The following is an 18,426-nucleotide window of genomic DNA, read 5'->3' on the forward strand; positions in this document are numbered from 1 at the left end:
TTACCCTTTTGGAGGTAGGTTTTTGGTGTGCAAATAGACTTGTTATTATTATGAAAATAAAGGTGATTTTTTTAGTTACAAAAGTTTATACTCATCTACACTATAGATATAAAAATTATTTATATTTTAGTCATTAAGTTGAATCTACAAACAGCCAAATCAAATTGAGATGAATATTTATGCGTGAAAAGTGGATGCCTACAGCAAGCCTAGATGACCTTAGAAAAAGGCAAATAATCCTTAAACAAATTCGGGATTTCTTTGAGTGCAGAGATGTGCTTGAAGTCGAAACGCCAGCGATTAGCCAAGCTACGGTCACGGATGTGCATTTGCATACCTTTCAAACTCATTTTATTGGCCCTGAGTTCTCTAAAGGTCAAAAATGCTTTTTAATGACAAGTCCTGAATTTCATATGAAGCGTTTACTTGCTGCTGGTTATGGCTCAATTTTTCAGATAGGTAAGGCGTTTCGTAATGAAGAAAATGGCCGTTTTCATAACCCAGAATTTACTATGTTGGAGTGGTATCGCGTCGGTTTTGATCATCATGATCTAATGGCTGAAATGCAAGAGCTGCTAATGCAAGTGCTTGGCTGTGAAGGTGTGGATAAAGAAACTTATCAAGACGCGTTTTTAGCTGTATTAAATGTTTGTCCACTTGAGGCAAGTTTAGATGAGCTAAAAGCTGTCGCAGAAAATCTTGGACTTGCGGATATATGCGCGGCAGAGACGAATCGGGATACAATTTTACAGCTTTTGTTTAGTGTAGGCGTTGAGCCAAAAATTGGTCAAAAGCAGCCAGTGTTTATTTATGATTTTCCTGCCTCTCAAGCTGCGCTTGCGAAAATCAACCAAGCTGATCCAAGGGTTGCCGATCGCTTTGAAGTCTATTTTAAAGGCGTGGAGCTTGCCAATGGTTTTCATGAGCTTGATGATGCCAAGGAACAGCTCGCGCGCTTTGAAAAAGACAATGTGCAACGCCTTGAAATGGGCTTAGCAGCGCAGCCAATTGACCATCATTTGATTGCGGCGCTAGAAGCGGGTTTGCCCCAATGCGCAGGGGTTGCACTTGGGGTCGACCGTTTAATTATGCTCGCCACGGGTGCTAAGCATATTGATGAGGTGACAGCTTTTACCTTTGATCGCGCTTAACTATTTATTTATGCCAAGCTACGGATTTGGGAATTGCTTAGCTACCAAGTGAATTTAGGGTCTTGAGTGATGCTTTGCTTTTCAAAGTATTCAATCGCCCCTTTTGGATAATCACAAAAAATACCGTCAACACCTATGTCGGCAAGCTCTTGCCAATCTTCAGCTTGGTTGACGGTATAAACAAAGACTTTGAGGCCACGCTGGTGCGCATCATTAACATAATCTGCATCGATCACATCTAAATCTACGTTGAGGCTAATGGCGCCTAGGTCTTGTGCAAACTTGGCTTTATGTAAGCCTTTTGAGCCAGTTAAGGCGCCGATTTGGGTCTCTGGGCGTGCTTGTTTGATTTGTGCGAGCCACTCATGTTTAAACGAAGACACAATCAGTTGCGACTCATCAAAGCCATAATCTCGTATTGCTTCTTCAAGATGTGTAGCCAGTAAGTCAATGTTTTGTAATCCTTTCACTTCAATATTCAAAGCGATTTTACCTTGAATTAAAGCAAATACTTCACGTAAGGTTGGGATTTTTTCACCTTGTCCGGCATCGACTTGTTTAAGTTTATCAGTGCTTAACCAAGAAAGTAGGCCAATTTGATTAGTGGTGCGGTTGAGCCATTTATCATGAATCACCCAGAGCTCACCTTGATGCTCATGTACATCTAATTCAATCGCTGGGCTGCCGACATCAAGCGCTGCTTGAAAGGCTAGTAGAGTATTTTCAGGGTGTGTGCCACGGGCGCCGCGGTGAGCGATGATGATCATAAAAATTCCTTGTTATTCAATCAAAAGACATAAAAAAATCGCAGCCCAGTGTTGAGCATGCGATTCATTGTATCTTAGTCATGTAACCAAATTATTTAACGCATTGGTTAAGTGATTACATATAAGAGTGATCACCACGATCATGCTCAGTTGAATCGCGAACCGCAGTTAATTCACCCGCAAAGCGCTCAAGAAGTTGTTTCTCAATGCCTTCTTTAAGCGTCACGTCAACCATAGAACAACCGTTACAGCCGCCACCAAATTGAACTAACGCAATGCCGTCTTCAGTGATGCGGTTTAGCGTGACAAAGCCGCCGTGACCTGCAAGTTGTGGGTTGACTTCACTTTGGATCACATATTCAACACGTTCCATTAAAGGCGCGTCATCAGATACTTTGCGCATTTTTGCATTTGGCGCTTTAAGTGTAAGTTGTGAGCCGATTTTATCTGTCACATAGTCGATTTCTGCATCTTCAAGGAAAGGCAGGCTAAGCTCGTCAACATAGGCATCAAAACCTGTGTATTCCATTTTAGTATCGCTTGATTCGATAGAGTCTGCAGGGCAATACGAAACGCCACACTCAGCAGTTGGTGTACCAGGGTTTACAACAAAAATACGGATATTTGTACCAGCAGGTTGTTGTTCTAAAAGCTTAACGAAATGCTCTTGTGCAGCGCTAGAGATCGTTATAGTAGATGTTGAATTAGTATTAGACACGGGAATACCTGATTTTATGGGTTGGTTTTATCCTATTGTATCTGATACGCGCACTAGTTCAAGTTCGAAGCTAATTTGGATATAGATTGAGCGTCATGAATGAGCGCGCATATTGCATTAGTCTAGCTGAGTGCGGGCTAGACAATAGACATCAATTTGCTCAACCCCTTGCTGGCGTAGTAACTCACAAATAGGTTTGAGTGTACTGCCAGTTGTGACCACATCGTCAACCAAGGCAACATGTTTGTGATAAATCTCATGTTGCAGCGAAAATGCATTTTTCGTATTTAGCAGCCTTTGCTTTTGAGTTAAACCTTTTTGCGACTCGGTTGGCAGGTGTCGGCTTAATGCACCTTTTAAAACATGGACTTGAATACCTTCGTGGGTTTTCCAATGTTTTGCCATGGCATCAGCTAGGTATTCACTTTGGTTAAAGCCGCGTTGCATATATTTATGCCAATGCAAAGGAACCGGCAGTAGTACTGGTGCTTGGCAAGTGAATTTATTTGCAAGCAGCGCACCTAAATTATTAGCAAGCCAAAAGTGGCCTTGGTATTTAAATTGGTGGATATAAGATTTAAGTGGTGCTTGGTAATCAGACAAACAAAATAGACGATCCCAAGGCGGGGGTTGCTGCGCACAATGTGGGCAGGGTAGCGCTTGGGTTGAGGTCTGCTCGCCAAATTTTTGCTCTGAGTCAGCCGCTAAAGGCAAACCGCAACGCATGCAAGATGAGTGATTCTCAAGACCTTGAAGATGATCAAAACAATCCGGGCACCATAAGCGAGAGTCGGTGACTTGTGTATCACCTGTGATCGGGTGGTGACATAAATGGCACTGTGGCTGAACTTGGCCTAATACCTGCATAATAAGTCGGTTTTTAAACATTCCCATAATAGAGCCTTTATCGGTTTTTATTGGTCTGATGTATTGATAATAAGCATGGCTAGTTGGGAAAAATTCATACTCTCAAAAGTGAGAAATTGTTTACTTGATCGCTATATTACTTAAAAAACATTTTAGGATGTGATCCAGTTCGAGTTAAATTTTTGAATTTATATCTGGACTTTTTATGCGGGAATAGAAGAAAAAAGCACAGTTAAAACTAATCTTTAACCGTGCTTTAGATGAATCCACTTAAAAACTAATGATTTAGTGCGAATATACACTTCATCCTTTTTGAGTAGAAATGTAGTTTTTTAACGTTTTGCTTTGGCAAAAGCCTCAGCAAATGCGCCGCCTAAAGTGCCGCCAACTTGATTGTTTGGTTTGCTGCTTGGCTTATTCTTAGCTTTTGTATTTGAGGCGCTTGGGCTGCTGCGTTTCGGGCTTGCTTGACCGGGTTCATCATTCAGGCGCATAGAGAGTGCAATACGCTTACGCGCCACATCGACTTCCATGACTTTCACTTTGACGATGTCACCAGCTTTCACTACTTCACGTGGATCAGCCACATAGCGATCGGTTAATGCCGAAATATGCACTAAACCATCTTGGTGTACGCCAATGTCGACAAAAGCGCCAAAGTTGGCCACGTTAGAGACCACGCCTTCTAAAATCATCCCAATTTCGAGATCATTCATAGTGTTAACGCCATCGGCAAAGCTTGCAGTTTTAAACTCAGGACGAGGATCGCGACCCGGTTTATCGAGCTCTTTGATGATGTCGGTAACCGTTGGCAAGCCAAAGCTTTCATCAGTGTAATCGGCAGCGCGCAGGTTTTGTAAAAACGCACTGTCACCAATAAGGTTTTGTACTGGCTTATCATTTACTTGGGCGATTTTCTTCACCACTGGGTAAGCTTCGGGGTGAACAGCGGAAGCATCGAGTGGGTTTTTGCCATTCATAATACGCAAGAAACCTGCGCATTGCTCAAATGCCTTTGGCCCTAAACGAGGCACTTTTTTCAGTGCAGCGCGGCTATCAAAGCGTCCGGTTTCATCACGATAAGCAACAATATTTTGCGCCAGTGTGGTGGATAAACCTGCGACTCGGGTTAGTAGGGCGCTTGATGCAGTATTCACATCCACGCCAACTGCGTTTACACAATCTTCTACCACTGCGTCAAGACGCTTAGCTAATTGGCTTTGGTTGACATCGTGTTGATATTGACCCACACCGATAGATTTAGGGTCGATTTTCACAAGCTCAGCAAGTGGATCTTGCAAGCGGCGAGCAATTGAAACTGCGCCACGTAGCGATACATCCATATCAGGGAATTCTTTTGCAGCAAGCTCTGACGCCGAATAAACCGATGCGCCGGCTTCGCTGACCATGATTTTTTGCACTTTTAGGTTAGCATCTTTAATCAGCTTACCGACAAAGGCGTCAGTTTCGCGTGAAGCGGTGCCGTTACCAATTGCGATTAAATCCATACCATGTTTTTTGACCATAGCTTCAACCGTGCGCGCTGATTCAGCGATTTTATTGTGCGGTTGGTGCGGATAAATTGTTGCTGTTTCCAGAACTTTACCTGTGCTATCAACTACCGCAATTTTTGAACCTGTACGCAAGCCCGGATCTAAACCAAGCGTTGCGCGTGGGCCTGCTGGCGCTGCCATCAATAAATCTTTTAGGTTGGTGGCAAACACTTCAATCGCTTCGATTTCAGCGCGTTCTTTTAGTTGCGCCATTAACTCTGTTTCAAGGTGCATCGAGAGCTTGATGCGCCATGCCCAGCTGATCACCTGCTGACGCCATTTATCGGCCGGTGCATCACTTAAGTTGACCTTGTAGTGATTGCTAATAATGGTTTCACAATATGAACTGCGCACGCCTTCTTCTTGCTCAGGATCGGCGTTTAATGATAATTGTAAAAAGCCTTCATTACGACCACGCAACATAGCCAGTGCTCGATGCGAAGGGGCTTTGCTAATGCTTTCGCTATGGGCAAAATAATCTTTAAATTTCTCACCCGCAGCTTCTTGACCCGCCACAACTTTGGCTTCAATGGTGGCATTTTTATTTAGATGCAGACGCAGTTTTTCTAATAAATCAGCATCTTCTGCCATGCGCTCCATCAAGATTGCGCGAGCACCATCAAGCGCCGCTTTGGTGTCTTCAATTTTGTGCTCAGGGTTTAAAAACTCACTGGCTTTGGTTTCAGGATCTTGATTTGGATTTTCCCACAAGCTATCGGCTAAGGGCTCAAGACCTGCTTCAATCGCAATTTGACCTTTGGTGCGACGCTTAGGTTTGTATGGCAGGTATAAATCTTCCAAGCGAGTTTTGCTGTCGGTCGCTTCAATTGCCGCCTCAAGCTCTGGGGTGAGTTTGTCTTGCTCACGAATGGATTTAAGAATGCTTTGCTTGCGATCGCTAAGCTCACGTAAATAAGTTAAACGTGTGTCGAGCGTGCGCAATTGGGTGTCGTCCAAGCCACCAGTGACTTCTTTACGATAACGCGCAATAAAGGGGATGGTGCTGCCTTCATCGATTAAAGCAACAGTTGCGCTAATTTGCTCAAGACGAACATTGAGTTCAGTGGCAAGCGTTTTTAAAATAGCTTGAGTCATGGGTGTCCTTGTTATATTTTTTGATACGAAATTTTATTGATCCACCAAGCAATCATACCGTTTGGGATCGGCATTTCAAAGCCATCATTTTCTTATTATATGAAAGCGAGCACGATAGTATAAGGTTTTAGACTGGGATGAGTTGGCGCTAGGTAAAAATGCCAGTATAGTTTTGCCAATCACAAGCTTTATGCTCCGAAGCACGCATGACAACACAGACAGATAAATAGGATGATTGAAGTGAAAACCAAACTCGTGACCAGAGAAGGCTATAACAAACTGAAGGCCGAGCATGACCATTTATGGAATGAAAAGCGTCCTGAAATTACTAAAATTGTCACCTGGGCGGCGGGCTTAGGGGATCGCTCTGAGAATGCAGATTATACTTTTAATAAGCGCCTGTTGCGTCAAATTGACCGCCGGGTTCGATTTTTACGTAAGTTTTTATCTGAAGTGACGATTGTTGACTATTCTCCACAACAAGAAGGCAGGGTCTTTTTCGGTGCTTGGGTGGAAATTGAGAACGAAAAGGGTGATATCAAAAAATTTAGGATTGTCGGGCCAGAAGAGATCTATGGCGATGCAAAAGACTATATTTCAATCGATTCCCCTATGGCTCGCGCATTACTAAAAAAAGAAGTGAATGATGAATTTATTGTAAAAACGCCTGAAGGTGACAAGGAGTGGTTTATCAATGCGATTGATTATAAATCACTTACATAACCAATCACTTAAGTTATCACCAAACCGCTACCAAGGGTGATTTTTAAAATAATCTTGTAGATAATCGATTAATGCTCTGACCGTGGAGGATTGATATTTTCTCGATGAATACAGCGCATAGATAGTTAGGTTCGAAGGTTTCCACTCACTAAGCACAGGTTTTAAGCGACCATTTTCAATATATTGGTTCGCTAAATATGTCGGTTGAATGGCAATCCCTGCCCCGTGAAGCGCAGCGTGGAGTAGCGTTGTCGTTTCATTTGCGGTGAGGCGACATTCTACATCGACTGACTTTTGCTGCTTCCCATTAGCAAGGTGCCAGACATGCTGCTGAAAGTTCTTATAACCTAGGCATTGATGTTGGCTTAACTCCTCCGGCGCTAAAACCTCCCCTTGGCTCGATAAATATTCAGGGGATGCGACTAACACGGATTCACACACTGCAATAGGCTTACCAATCAATGACGGTTCAGGGCTAGAGGCAATCCGAATAGCTAGATCGATTTGCCTTTCTGTTAAATCTGCAACTGAATCTTGTAAATCTATATCTACCTGCACTTTTGGGTGTAGAGACATAAAGGCTTGCAGCGCAGGGATCAACTGCGAAAACCCAAATGACATGCTGGTTGCGACTCTCACCATACCAGACAATTCTTCGTTATTATCACTTAAGGCGACTAAGCTTTCTGCTTGCTCAAGCCAAATTTCAGTTTCCTTTAGGCATCGCTCTCCTAAGGTTGTCAGCGATATTTTACGAGTCGTTCGATGCAGCAAGCGCACATTTAACCATTTCTCCATCGCATCAATATAACGCGTCACCATAGGGCGAGACATTTCAAGTCTTTCAGCTGTCGCCGTAAAACTACCTGATTGCGCGACATCAACAAATACTTTTGCAGCGGTTAACTTATCCATTTATCTGCTCGAATTAAGAAATAATGATGTTTGATTTTGTATGTTTTTCTGAGCATGTCAATCTTTTATGATTTATTCCAGTAGAGCAAACCACAGATATTATGGAGACAATGATGAAAAGAATAAGCCTATTAGCAGCATCTATTTTGGTGGCAGGAAACGCATTTGCAGCAGAGCAAGCACCACTTCAATTTGATGTTTATAACGCCGACGAAAATAGCTTTCATGTGAACTCAACTTTAATCTTAGGCGAGAATGAAGTCATGTTGGTAGATACAGGGTTTACCAAAGCCGATGCGCTCAGAATTGCAGCCAAGATCCTCGATACAGGTAAAGAGCTGAAAACAATTTTTATTAGTCAGGCAGATCCTGATTACTATTTTGGAGCAGAGGTATTGCACACTTTATTTCCGGATGCAGAGATAGTCACAACACCTGCGGTGAAAAAAGTAATAGAAAAGAAATTGGCTGCAAAACTTAAAATTTGGGGGCCTAAAATGGGTGAGAATGCACCTGTCAGTCCTTATATCCCAAAAGCCATAGAAGCTACCAGCCTTACTTTGGAAGGGCATAAAATAGAGATCAAAGGCAGCGATGGCAAATTAGCTTACCGCCCATACTTGTGGGTGCCTTCGACGAAAACTATCTTAGGTAATATAGCTGTCTTTGGTAATTTGCACCTTTGGATGGCAGATGCGCAAACGGATGAAATTCAAAAGGCGTGGAGTGAACAACTTAAAGAGATGCAGGCCTTACAGCCAGAAATGGTTATTCCGGGGCATATGAAGTCAGGCACTAAATTAAATGTTGAAACTATTAGCTATTCACTACGCTATCTTGAAGACTTTAAGCAGTCGAAAAAAAGTAGTCAAAATAGCCAACAACTTATCGAAAAAATGTCTGAAAAATACAAAGCTTCAGGTTTTCCGGTTGCTTTAAGCATAGGGGCACAAGTTCATATGGGAGAAATGCAATGGTAACAATTCACTACTTTTATGACCCAATGTGCGGGTGGTGTTATGGCGCTACCCCATTAATAGAATGTATTGCTAACAGTGATAAGTTTAAGCTGCAACTTCATCCTGGAGGTATGTTAGCAGCAAGAAAGATTGAGGCGTCATTTCGTCAACACATTTTAGATAGTGATAAGCGAATTGCTGAACTCACGGGGGCTCAATTCGGCCAAGCTTATATTGATCGAGTGGCAAGTAATGAAGCGCTGATCCTCGACTCTTATCTCACGACACGGGCTGTTTTAGTTGCTGAGTCGCTAGGGGTTAATCCATTTAATATGCTAAAAGCCATTCAAAAAGCACATTATATGGATGCTAAGCCGGTAAATGAGCACGCAACTTTGGATGCCTTGGCGCTTGAATTGAAGCTAGATCAAAACTTGTGGCAGGAAAAAATGCAAGATTTAGCTGGTGTGGAAAATGACGTAATCAGTAACACTCAGCAGATCATGGCTCAATTGGGCGTGCAAGGTTACCCGACACTTATCCTTGAAGATCAAGGTGACCTCAAGCGATTGCCGCATACTGAGTTTTATGGTCGTCCGCAAGACTGGGAAACTTTGCTAAAAAGTCTCGTTTAACATTCATTTGCATTCGGGTATCATCTGCCTAAAAGCTTGAATTAACTCAATTGAAAGACAAAATGTTACAGTAAATTGAGCAAGTTCACAGTCAAAATAGAGTAACAGTTTCCTAAATCTGGTATCTTGAATACATAAAAATAGGCTCCTTGAATCCAAAGGGATATCGAATGCAAGAGAATTATAAAATACTAGTCGTTGATGACGATGCAAGACTGCGCTCATTACTTGAACGTTATTTAACCGAGCAAGGCTTTATTGTTCGCAGCGTGGCAAATTCAGAGCAAATGGATCGCCTGTTAACGCGTGAAAATTTCCACCTGATGGTACTCGATTTAATGCTGCCAGGTGAAGATGGTTTATCAATCTGTAAGCGCCTGCGTAATGCAAACAATAGCCTGCCAATCGTCATGCTGACAGCAAAAGGCGATGAGATTGATCGCATCGTCGGCCTTGAAGTGGGCGCAGATGATTATCTGCCAAAACCATTTAACCCACGTGAGCTGCTTGCGCGTTTAAAAGCAGTTCTGCGTCGCCAACAAATTGAAGCGCCGGGCGCACCAAGCTCAGAAGAAGAAGAAGTCACTTTCGGTGAGTTTAGACTAAACCTTGGCACACGTGAGATGTTTAAAGGTGATGAGGCTATGCCTTTGACTTCAGGCGAATTTGCCGTGCTGAAGATTTTAGTTTCGCACCCAAGAGAGCCAATGTCGCGCGATAAGCTGATGAATATGGCGCGTGGTCGTGAATACTCAGCGATGGAGCGTTCAATCGATGTGCAGATTTCGCGTTTGCGCAGAATGTTGGAAGATGATCCAAGCCATCCGAGATATATTCAAACGGTTTGGGGTTTGGGGTATGTGTTTGTTCCTGATGGCAAGAAAGCCTAATCCTTTGTCATATTTAAAGCCACAACTGCGTTAGCTTCAATGACTCGCCCTAGTCACATATACTTATATGCTCCTAGGGCCTCATCATTTCGCTGCCTTGTTGTGACTTTAACTATTTAAAAGGATAAGCTTCTGGGTTTTATTGGGTCTCATTATTTTGTCGCCTTGCTACAGCATTAACTATTTTGAAAAATACTTATCGGTTTAAGAGTTTGCGCTTGTTTGTTGCCTTGTTCTCAAGTAAGTATTTTGAATATGTACATCCCATTTAATTAGCGCTCAGAGTTTTCTGGGCGTTTTGCCTTTTCATTTAGCTAGTTAGAGATATTTGATGAAACTACGCCGATCTCGCACTCAAACTCTTGTTTTTTTGATGGGCACCTTGATTGCCAGTCAAATTTTCTCCTACCTGATCATCTTTAATTACGCGCTTAAACCTAGTCTGCAACAGTTTAACCAAATCCTTTCCTATGAAGTGCGCTTAATGCTGGATGATGACGCCTTTAATGCGCAAGATGAAATGCCGTTGAGACGTAAAGTGCTCGAAGATCTTGGTGTGTCCGTCTTTGAAAGCTCAGATCTGACTGCTCAGCAAAGATTTAATCATTCACAAGCGATTGATTTTTTAACTGAATCTATGACTCAAGAAGTCGGCTCACCAACTGAGGTGCGTTTAACTTCAGATGAGCATAGTTATGTCTTGTGGCTAGCTAGTGAGGCGTTGCCTGATAAGCTTATCCGTATTCCGCTAAGTGAACTTCAAGAAGAAGACTTTGCACCTTTGTTCCGTTATAGCTTGTTGATTTCACTAATGCTTATCGCGGGTATTTGGCTGTTTATCCGAATGCAAAACCGTCCGCTGATTGCGCTAGAAAAAGCGGCCAAACAAGTGGGAAAAGGGGAGATCCCAGAGCCTTTGCCTGTCTCCGGAAGCACAGAAATTCGCGCTGTAACTATGGCATTTAACCAAATGGCGCAAGGGATCCAAGCCCTTGAAGAAGATCGAGCTTTATTGATGTCTGGGGTCAGTCATGACTTGCGCACGCCACTTACGCGAATTCGTTTGGCAACAGAAATGATGTCGCCTGAAGATGATTATCTCGCCGATAGCATGATCAAAGATACCGAAGAGTGCAATGAGATCATCAATCAGTTTATGGCCTACCTTAAACCTTCCCAACATCAAAAATATCAAGCGGTTGATATTAATGGATTAATTGAAGAGGTTGTGGAGGCGGAGCAAGATAAATACCCGAACTCAACTTGTCATGCAAGGCTCAGCGAAAATATCAAAAATGCTCTTGGGGAGTCCGTTGGACTTAAGCGCGTCTTATCTAACCTTGTGGTCAATGCGAGACGCTATGGCGATGGTTGGATTGAGGTGAGCTCAGGACAAAGCGCAGATAACAAATTGGTTTGGTTTGCGGTGGAAGATAATGGCCCAGGGATTGACCCGAAGCAGCTTAAAAACTTATTTGAACCTTTCACAAGGGGCGATACGGCGCGTGGCAGTGAAGGCACAGGGCTTGGCCTTGCGATTGTTAAACGTATTATTAATCAGCATCATGGTGTGATCACTGTGACGAACCGTAATGCTGGCGGCTTGCGCGTACAAATTGCATTGCCGGTATTTAAAGAAAAGCGTTTAAAACCTAAGCCACTTGCAAAACCTGAGCCTAGCGTAAAATCAGAGCCTAAGGAATAACAGAGGTTTGATTTTTAGCTAAATCAGCTTGGATAAAATCTAAAAATAAACGCTGTATTTGCGGCTGATAATGCCTTGAAGCATACAAAGCCCAGATCCCAATAGGGTTTACTTCATATTCAGGAAGAATCGCCTCAAGTACCGCGTTGTCTAAAAAACTACTCACAAAAGCGAGCGGCAAACAGGCGATGCCTCGACCTGAAATGACAGCATTGAGTAATATCGTGCTGTCATTTGCCAAGTAGTTACTTCTCACCTCAATCCTTTGTGTTTTCTTCGTATTCTTATCAATTAAGGTCCAGTTCTGGCCGAGTTTTTTATGCACTAAGCAGTTATGATTTTGCAACGCGTCGATCTGTTTGGGGGTGCCGTGGGCAGATAAGTATTGTGGGGTTGCACAAATCACGGAGGCGCAGTGCCCCAGTCTTTTTCCAATTAGATTTTCAGGCAGATGATCACTTAACTCAATTGCGATATCTATTTTTTCTTGGATCAGATCAGGGAGTTGGCTGTAGAGGCGCAATTCAAGCTGAATACTTGGATATATATCCATAAAGCGCTCAATCGCTGACGCAAGGTAAAGTTGTCCAAATGAAATACTCGTTGCAATCGATAGTTTGCCTTCAACCACAGAGCTTTGCTCTTTTGCAGCAAGGTATAAATCCTGCTCCTGATTTAAAATATCACGACAATATGGCAACAGGCTTTGTCCTGCGCTGGTCAAACTTAAATTTCTGGTCGTTCGGTGCAATAAACGAGCGTGCAGGGACTTTTCTAGCGCCGCGATATGACGAGTCGCCATAGAGCGAGATATTTCCAAGGCCTTTGATGCGCCAGCAAGGCTACCTAAATCGGCAACCATAACAAAGACTTTTATCGAAGTGAGTCTATCCATAATATGTTCGATTGATGCAATAATGTGTTTACCAATAGCATGTTTTTCATATTGTCGCAATCCGCTATGCTTACCCTTAAATCATTATAAGTAGGTGCAAAAGATGAAAAAAACGATCACATTAGCCATGTCTTTATCTTTAGGCATGTTATCTGTTGGAGCGCATGCCGCAGAGGATAACCCTTGCTTAACTCAACTACCTTCTCAAGAAGTTAATCAGCTATTTTCACAGTTTGCGAGCACAGGAAAAATGCCACCTCAGTTAGGCAAATGGTTGGGGGATGAAAAAGCACAAGCTGTTGAGCCAATGCAAGTCTTTGATAATGTAGATTACGTCGGAATTTGTTGGGTCTCATCTTGGCTGATTAAGTCAGATCAAGGGCTGATCCTTATTGACTCTTTATATCAACCTTTTACCGATGACTTACTCAGCAAAATTAAGGCTCTGGGTTATGATTATTCAGATGTGAAATATGTCTTGATCACTCATGGGCATTTTGATCACGCAGGGGGCATTGGCAGATTACAACAAATGCTACCGAATGCGCGAATTGGTATGACAGAAGCCGGTTGGAAAGAAGCTTACCATGATTCACAAGATAAGAATAAAGGCTGGGATATGCCTGAAAAACCTGACTTAGTGATAAAAGATCAAGAGGTTATCACTTTGGGCAATACCTCGGTGACGGCTTATACCACCCCTGGGCATACTTGGGGCACGACAAGTTATGCGTTTGATGTCTTTGAGCATGGTGAAAAGCGTAGAGCTGTAGTGCTTGGTGGCTTAGGTTTGAATGCGATTTCAGGCCCAGAGCAAGTTGAGCAATACATTCAATCGATTGATAAAATAAAAGAAATTGTTTTATCTGAAGAAGATCCGATAAGCGTTGATTTAACTGGGCATCCATTTTCTTCAAGCTTAATGGAAACCTTTGAGGAAATGAAAAAAGCGCCGCAAGATGCGTCGAATCCTCTGGTTAACCAAGCCGCTTTGATTGAAAAGTTGGATGGACTTAAAAAAGGCGCCCAAGAAAGACTCGCTGTTGAGTTAAAAAAACAAGAAAAATAATGACTTAAAATCTTTTTAGATTGCAACTAAGTATATCTCTACTATATTCAATATATTGTCGTATATATGGATAAGATAATGAATAAAAAGGGATATACTTTATTTGCTGGGCTAGTTGCGAGCGCTTTTACTTTACCTGCCAATGCTGAGTTAGACAAAGCAGGGCTTTCTGGGGAGCTGTCTTTACTTTTGGGAGTCAGCAACCAAGAATCAAACTTTAATACTGATGACAAAAAAATTGACTCTTTAAACCAAAGTGGCGATTCTGAGACAGACTTTCTACCCCTCCCGCTTGCAGAATTAAGATACACATTCGGCGCGCGTAACCAACACCAAGTCTTTGCTGGGACATCACGCGCTGATATTGGTATTGGTAACTTTATCTTAGAGGCAGGCTACGCCTATGAAGTTGCACCTTATTCACGCATTGAAATCTCTTATCTACCTGATTTAATTCAAAACGAAACTTTCACCGATCCTTTTGTTGTCGGCGAGTCTCGCGATAAAACAGATACTTCAGGGCATGCTTTAAGGTTCAAATATTTAGCTATAGCAGGCTCCAAATTTAGTTTAGATACAGCTTATTACAGCCACAGACTCGATAGCGAAAAATCCGGATCGACCTTGCTTTTGGCTTCTGAGCAAAAAATGTTAAATCGAGAAGGTGAGGGACTTTATAGCAAACTTTCTTATCTATGGCAGTTAGCGCCAAGCACGCGCCTTGTACCCTCTTTGATTTATCAATCTTTTGACGCCGATGGTAAAGCCATGAGCCATGATGCATTTGGCCTAGAGACGAGCCTTATTCATAAGCAAAATCAACACACTCTTGCATTGACTGGGGCGTATCTATACTCGGATTACGACAAAGAAAACCCTATATTTAATAAGAGCTTGGAGGCTGATAAATACAAAGTATTTCTTGCTTATGAATATGACAAGCTGTTAGGTTGGGATAACTGGGCACTTTCGATGCTAGCTGGTTACACTCAAACCAATGCCAATATTAACTTCTATGATCAAACCAGTTTGATTACAGGTGTTGGAGTGAGTTATAAATTTTAATTCCAGTTAATAAATGCCTAAATAAGCAAGTATGTTGAGGAAGGAAGCAAAATGAGCAAGAATATTATTCTTTTTGATATCAATGAAACCGTGCTCGATCTCGGGTCATTAAAAGAGGCGTTTACACAAACCTTTGGCCGTGAAGATGCGGTTTCCGTTTGGTTTGCTAAGCTTTTGCATTCTTCAACGGTTTGTATTGCGACTGGGGTTAAATCGGATTTTGCCACGCTAGCAGGCGCTATGCTTGATAATATTGCTGCGCTTTACAAGGTCGATCTAACCTCTGATAAGCGTCAAGAACTGCTTGGTTTATTTGCAAGTTTACCTGCTCATTCGGATATCAAACCTGCGTTAAAAGCGCTGAGTGATGCAGGCTTTAAAACGGTCGCTTTTTCTAACTCATCCTTTGAGTTAATTTTAAAGCAGTTGACGAATGCTGGCTTAATTGATGATTTTGATACTTTTATTTCAGTTGAAGAGACAGGCAGCTTCAAGCCAGATTTAAATGTCTATCAATTTGCCGCGCAAAAGCTGGGGCAAGATCCTGCAAATTTAAGGCTGGTTGCAACCCATGATTGGGACACTCACGGCGCTTTGTCTGCCGGCCTGCAAGCTGCATATATCGCGCGCACCCCTGCGCCATATCATCCTTTATATAAAAAGCCGGATATTCAAGCCAATACTATGCTGGAGATTGCCAAGCAGATCATAGCCAAGGGTTAGGCTTTATCCCTTGTAGAGGATATTGATGCTAGTATCCTTTGGAGGGGATAATTGAATTTTTATTCGTACTTCTATCTTTAGCTAAGCTCCATTATCATTAACTTAATGAACATTTGAACAGATTAAGTTGGTATCTATATGCTAATTTATTCTATTAAGATACTGATTATTATTGGTTAAGAGGTATATGAAACCTTTCACACTTCTCTTCTATAAGAATTACTTAGAGTTTTAACCGTAATTATGCCATTATTTTAGTATCGATATATTTTCGTTTGATTCAATATAGGAAGATAAAGAGATATGAATTATGAAGAAGCTATTATAAAAATTGCTCTATATGTATCTTGTAACGATGGAGTCTTATCAGAAGAGGAAGAAATTCAGCTAGTTAAATCATCGATTCAACACCTTCCCTGTCTTAATCATGAAATAATTGATTCTTGGATAGATGAGTTTTTTTGTGAAGAGCTCCAGCTAGAGCATTATTGCGATAATATAATGGATTTTAATGATAGGTTATTGGCTTTGAAGATTGCAACTGAAACAGCATCTGCCGATGGATTAGATCTTAAAGAAAATTTGGCTTTGTCCAGAGTTATCAATTATTGGCATATTGCTAGGGAGGATGTAATTAATGGCTGAACATATTGAACTTTCCCCAAATCCTAAATCTCATATAAAGACGCTATCACGAATAGGATATAACCTTAATTCAGCAATAAGTGACATCATTGATAACTCTATAACAGCAGAATGTCAAAATATACACATAGAGATAACTACTTTAAACGAAGAAGCTGTGTTAGTTATATTAGATGACGGTATTGGTATGAGTTCTGATAAGCTTGTCGATTCTATGAGAATAGGATGTAAAGATCCTGCCGACTTTAGAGGCGAGTTCGACTTAGGACGATTTGGGTCAGGTTTGAAGATGGCTAGCTTCTCTCAAGCTAGAAAAATAACTGTTATTAGTAAAGACAGTCATTCCGACATTCAAAGTGTTACATGGGATCTTGATTTAATCGAACAAACCAATACATGGACACTAATTAAACATTCAAAAAGTGAAACACATGGCTTATGTACCAAGTTTAATATTGAGATCAAAGGCTCTGGTACTGCCGTTGTTTGGGAAAATATTAGTAAATATGATAGTCATCCAAATCCTGAACTTCAAACCATTTTAAGTCAAGACTTAACAAGATTAAAAAGTTATGTACAACTACACTTCCATAAGTTTATGGAAGGCAAGAACTCAGTAAATTTCTACTTTAATTTTCAGAAGTTAGAGTATTTTGATCCCTTTCTAAAAAGTCGCAATGGATATCAAGAAGGCCCATCACAAAAGTTTCGAGTTAAAAAAGGTGGGACTATAGATATTCAAGTCCATATTCTCCCTCATGAATCAAAATTAACCCAAGCAGATCTTGAAACCCTAGGGGGGACAGATAAAATAACATCAAACCAGGGCTTATACGTTTATAGAGCGAACAGGCTTATTATATCTGGAGGTTGGTTTGGTTTAACTCGTTTATCCCAATTAGGAAAATTAGCTAGAGTTGAAGTAAATGTTCCTACAAGTTTAGATGAAGAATGGTCTACAGATGTTAAAAAATCATCGCTAGAAATACCCCATAAAGTAAAAGAAAAGCTTAAGCAACTAATTCGAGATCCTATAAAGAGATCTCAAAGAACTTACCGATATAGAGGCCGCCTAGAGGAAGCTAATGCATTTTGGAAAGTAAATGAAAATGAAAGAGAAGGAAGCATTAGCTATGAAATATCAAAAGATAACTCTCAGTTAAAAGATCTTTTATTATCTTTAGATAAAGAGCAAGTCGTGAAACTTATCGAATATTTAAAGCATTTATCAGAAGAAATACCAATTCATCATATATATGAAAAAATGTCATCAACACCAAATAAAATTAATCAGAATGATTTGAGTTATGATGACATATTGGAGGAGATTAAAAAGTTATGGCAACATTAGGAACAGAAGACTGCACTAATACTCTACTCCGTATATTTGGAGAGGCTAAGGCATCGGGAAGAAAAGTAGATGAATTTTTTATAAATGAAACGATAGATCAACTTAAATCAATGCTCCCACAATATCAGGAGTTTACGGATGAAGATTGGAAAACTATAAAATTTAGAATTGAGACAAGTATAAATGTTGAAATTGATGAGCATTCAATAATTCTGGCTAATCCAAATGTTGAAAGATGGCTAGATCACAAACGTGGTGAAATTGAATGGAACTATTGGAAAGCTTACAAAGAATATCTAATTGATCAAGGACGCTCTCTTGACGTAATAAAAGAAACAGAAAAAACAATTGATGAAATACTTGATTGTTCCGGAGATCCTCAGAAAGAAGGAAAATGGAATCGTAGGGGACTGGTCATGGGGAGTGTTCAGTCAGGAAAAACACAAAATTATTTAGGCTTAATTAATAAGGCTATTGATGCTGGCTATAAGATAATTGTTGTATTAGGAGGGCATCTAAATGAACTTAGGACTCAGACTCAAGAGAGATTAGATGAGGGAGTAATAGGAAAAGAGTCTAAAATGAGGTATGAGAGTGGCCTCCCAATTGGGGTTGGAAAATATAGAGACGAAAATTTAAGAGCGGTATACCTAACGACAACAGAAGGTGATTTCAAAAAAATGTAGCAAATAGCTTTGGG

The 18,426-nt window shown here is 41.2% G+C and carries 17 protein-coding genes and 1 pseudogene; 12 read left to right on the forward strand and 6 right to left on the reverse strand.

Translation table 11 applies throughout. The annotated features are described in order from the left end of the window. The first annotated feature begins 179 nt into the window (after nucleotides 1–179). On the forward strand, nucleotides 180–1,151 hold the full coding sequence (gene epmA, locus AC2VOY_RS07735) for an elongation factor P--(R)-beta-lysine ligase (protein WP_491830740.1): 972 nt from the start codon (nucleotides 180–182) through the stop codon (nucleotides 1,149–1,151). A 41-nt stretch (nucleotides 1,152–1,192) separates the two neighbouring features. On the opposite strand, the gene AC2VOY_RS07740 is transcribed toward epmA, so the two are convergent. The 4 genes and pseudogenes from AC2VOY_RS07740 to AC2VOY_RS07755 all read right to left on the reverse strand — a co-directional run. Next, nucleotides 1,193–1,918: a glycerophosphodiester phosphodiesterase gene (locus tag AC2VOY_RS07740; RefSeq protein WP_491830741.1), complete on the reverse strand. Its 726-nt coding sequence runs from the start codon at nucleotides 1,916–1,918 to the stop codon at nucleotides 1,193–1,195. Between the two features lie 115 nt (nucleotides 1,919–2,033). Next, on the reverse strand, nucleotides 2,034–2,636 hold the full coding sequence (nfuA, locus tag AC2VOY_RS07745) for a Fe-S biogenesis protein NfuA (RefSeq protein WP_491830742.1): 603 nt from the start codon (nucleotides 2,634–2,636) through the stop codon (nucleotides 2,034–2,036). Between the two features lie 117 nt (nucleotides 2,637–2,753). After that, on the reverse strand, nucleotides 2,754–3,530 hold the full coding sequence (locus AC2VOY_RS07750; protein WP_491830744.1) for a ComFC family protein: 777 nt from the start codon (nucleotides 3,528–3,530) through the stop codon (nucleotides 2,754–2,756). Nucleotides 3,531–3,969: 439 nt separating this feature from the next. After that, nucleotides 3,970–6,151 (reverse strand): annotated as a pseudogene (locus AC2VOY_RS07755) (Tex family protein); the annotation flags it as partial. Nucleotides 6,152–6,391: 240 nt separating this feature from the next. Here AC2VOY_RS07755 and greB point away from each other — a divergent pair. Next, nucleotides 6,392–6,874, forward strand: coding sequence for a transcription elongation factor GreB (greB, locus tag AC2VOY_RS07760; RefSeq protein ID WP_491830745.1), 483 nt, complete (start codon nucleotides 6,392–6,394; stop codon nucleotides 6,872–6,874). A 27-nt stretch (nucleotides 6,875–6,901) separates the two neighbouring features. On the opposite strand, the gene AC2VOY_RS07765 is transcribed toward greB, so the two are convergent. Next, nucleotides 6,902–7,789 (reverse strand): LysR family transcriptional regulator, encoded by an 888-nt coding sequence (locus AC2VOY_RS07765; RefSeq protein ID WP_491830747.1) that lies wholly within the window; start codon nucleotides 7,787–7,789, stop codon nucleotides 6,902–6,904. A gap of 113 nt (nucleotides 7,790–7,902) precedes the next feature. Here AC2VOY_RS07765 and AC2VOY_RS07770 point away from each other — a divergent pair, with 113 nt between their 5' ends. The 4 genes from AC2VOY_RS07770 to envZ all read left to right on the forward strand — a co-directional run bounded on the left by AC2VOY_RS07770 (nucleotide 7,903) and on the right by envZ (nucleotide 11,978). Continuing rightward, nucleotides 7,903–8,769 carry an MBL fold metallo-hydrolase gene (locus AC2VOY_RS07770; RefSeq protein WP_491830748.1) on the forward strand — a complete coding sequence of 289 codons (867 nt, stop codon included), beginning with the start codon at nucleotides 7,903–7,905 and terminating at the stop codon, nucleotides 8,767–8,769. Further along, complete coding sequence (locus AC2VOY_RS07775; protein WP_491830749.1) at nucleotides 8,763–9,383, forward strand: DsbA family protein; 621 nt, start codon at nucleotides 8,763–8,765, stop codon at nucleotides 9,381–9,383. The genes AC2VOY_RS07770 and AC2VOY_RS07775 overlap by 7 nt, the downstream gene beginning before the upstream one ends. A gap of 170 nt (nucleotides 9,384–9,553) precedes the next feature. Continuing rightward, complete coding sequence (gene ompR / locus AC2VOY_RS07780) at nucleotides 9,554–10,273, forward strand: osmolarity response regulator transcription factor OmpR (protein WP_491830750.1); 720 nt, start codon at nucleotides 9,554–9,556, stop codon at nucleotides 10,271–10,273. A gap of 331 nt (nucleotides 10,274–10,604) precedes the next feature. Beyond that, a complete protein-coding gene (gene envZ / locus AC2VOY_RS07785) occupies nucleotides 10,605–11,978 on the forward strand; it encodes a two-component system sensor histidine kinase EnvZ (RefSeq protein ID WP_491830751.1) in 1,374 nt (457 codons plus the stop codon). On the opposite strand, the gene AC2VOY_RS07790 is transcribed toward envZ, so the two are convergent. Further along, entirely contained in the window at nucleotides 11,968–12,873 is a 906-nt protein-coding gene (locus tag AC2VOY_RS07790; protein ID WP_491830752.1) for a LysR family transcriptional regulator, read from the reverse strand. The two genes, envZ and AC2VOY_RS07790, sit on opposite strands and share 11 nt — an antisense overlap. A 103-nt stretch (nucleotides 12,874–12,976) precedes the next feature. Between AC2VOY_RS07790 and AC2VOY_RS07795 the strand changes: the two genes are divergently transcribed. The 6 genes from AC2VOY_RS07795 (at nucleotide 12,977) to AC2VOY_RS07820 (ending at nucleotide 18,412) form a co-directional block, all read left to right on the forward strand. After that, nucleotides 12,977–13,942, forward strand: a complete 966-nt coding sequence (locus tag AC2VOY_RS07795; RefSeq protein ID WP_491830754.1) for an MBL fold metallo-hydrolase — start codon at nucleotides 12,977–12,979, stop codon at nucleotides 13,940–13,942. A 78-nt stretch (nucleotides 13,943–14,020) separates the two neighbouring features. Beyond that, nucleotides 14,021–15,007 carry a DUF2860 domain-containing protein gene (locus AC2VOY_RS07800; RefSeq protein ID WP_491830756.1) on the forward strand — a complete coding sequence of 329 codons (987 nt, stop codon included), beginning with the start codon at nucleotides 14,021–14,023 and terminating at the stop codon, nucleotides 15,005–15,007. Nucleotides 15,008–15,058: 51 nt separating this feature from the next. Beyond that, complete coding sequence (locus AC2VOY_RS07805) at nucleotides 15,059–15,730, forward strand: haloacid dehalogenase type II (RefSeq protein ID WP_491830757.1); 672 nt, start codon at nucleotides 15,059–15,061, stop codon at nucleotides 15,728–15,730. Nucleotides 15,731–16,033: 303 nt separating this feature from the next. Continuing rightward, nucleotides 16,034–16,375 (forward strand): hypothetical protein, encoded by a 342-nt coding sequence (locus AC2VOY_RS07810; RefSeq protein ID WP_491830759.1) that lies wholly within the window; start codon nucleotides 16,034–16,036, stop codon nucleotides 16,373–16,375. After that, nucleotides 16,368–17,726, forward strand: coding sequence for an ATP-binding protein (locus AC2VOY_RS07815; protein WP_491830760.1), 1,359 nt, complete (start codon nucleotides 16,368–16,370; stop codon nucleotides 17,724–17,726). Before AC2VOY_RS07810 ends, AC2VOY_RS07815 begins: the two co-directional genes overlap by 8 nt. Continuing rightward, nucleotides 17,714–18,412, forward strand: a complete 699-nt coding sequence (locus AC2VOY_RS07820; RefSeq protein WP_491830761.1) for a hypothetical protein — start codon at nucleotides 17,714–17,716, stop codon at nucleotides 18,410–18,412. The genes AC2VOY_RS07815 and AC2VOY_RS07820 overlap by 13 nt, the downstream gene beginning before the upstream one ends. The last annotated feature ends 14 nt before the right edge of the window (nucleotides 18,413–18,426 follow it).

It is taken from the genome of Vibrio sp. KMM 9700 (assembly GCF_058545285.1).

Excerpts from the sequence above, each read along its gene's own strand:
- AC2VOY_RS07820 (WP_491830761.1), top strand. The coding sequence starts at position 17,714 with ATGGCAACATTAGGAACAGAAGACTGCACTAATACTCTACTCCGTATA.
- AC2VOY_RS07815 (WP_491830760.1), top strand. The coding sequence starts at position 16,368 with ATGGCTGAACATATTGAACTTTCCCCAAATCCTAAATCTCATATAAAG.
- AC2VOY_RS07810 (WP_491830759.1), top strand. The coding sequence starts at position 16,034 with ATGAATTATGAAGAAGCTATTATAAAAATTGCTCTATATGTATCTTGT.
- AC2VOY_RS07775 (WP_491830749.1), top strand. The coding sequence starts at position 8,763 with ATGGTAACAATTCACTACTTTTATGACCCAATGTGCGGGTGGTGTTAT.
- AC2VOY_RS07795 (WP_491830754.1), top strand. The coding sequence starts at position 12,977 with ATGAAAAAAACGATCACATTAGCCATGTCTTTATCTTTAGGCATGTTA.
- AC2VOY_RS07750 (WP_491830744.1), bottom strand. The coding sequence starts at position 3,530 with ATGGGAATGTTTAAAAACCGACTTATTATGCAGGTATTAGGCCAAGTT.
- AC2VOY_RS07800 (WP_491830756.1), top strand. The coding sequence starts at position 14,021 with ATGAATAAAAAGGGATATACTTTATTTGCTGGGCTAGTTGCGAGCGCT.
- envZ (WP_491830751.1), top strand. The coding sequence starts at position 10,605 with ATGAAACTACGCCGATCTCGCACTCAAACTCTTGTTTTTTTGATGGGC.
- AC2VOY_RS07740 (WP_491830741.1), bottom strand. The coding sequence starts at position 1,918 with ATGATCATCATCGCTCACCGCGGCGCCCGTGGCACACACCCTGAAAAT.
- ompR (WP_491830750.1), top strand. The coding sequence starts at position 9,554 with ATGCAAGAGAATTATAAAATACTAGTCGTTGATGACGATGCAAGACTG.
- epmA (WP_491830740.1), top strand. The coding sequence starts at position 180 with ATGCGTGAAAAGTGGATGCCTACAGCAAGCCTAGATGACCTTAGAAAA.
- AC2VOY_RS07765 (WP_491830747.1), bottom strand. The coding sequence starts at position 7,789 with ATGGATAAGTTAACCGCTGCAAAAGTATTTGTTGATGTCGCGCAATCA.
- AC2VOY_RS07770 (WP_491830748.1), top strand. The coding sequence starts at position 7,903 with ATGAAAAGAATAAGCCTATTAGCAGCATCTATTTTGGTGGCAGGAAAC.
- AC2VOY_RS07805 (WP_491830757.1), top strand. The coding sequence starts at position 15,059 with ATGAGCAAGAATATTATTCTTTTTGATATCAATGAAACCGTGCTCGAT.
- AC2VOY_RS07790 (WP_491830752.1), bottom strand. The coding sequence starts at position 12,873 with ATGGATAGACTCACTTCGATAAAAGTCTTTGTTATGGTTGCCGATTTA.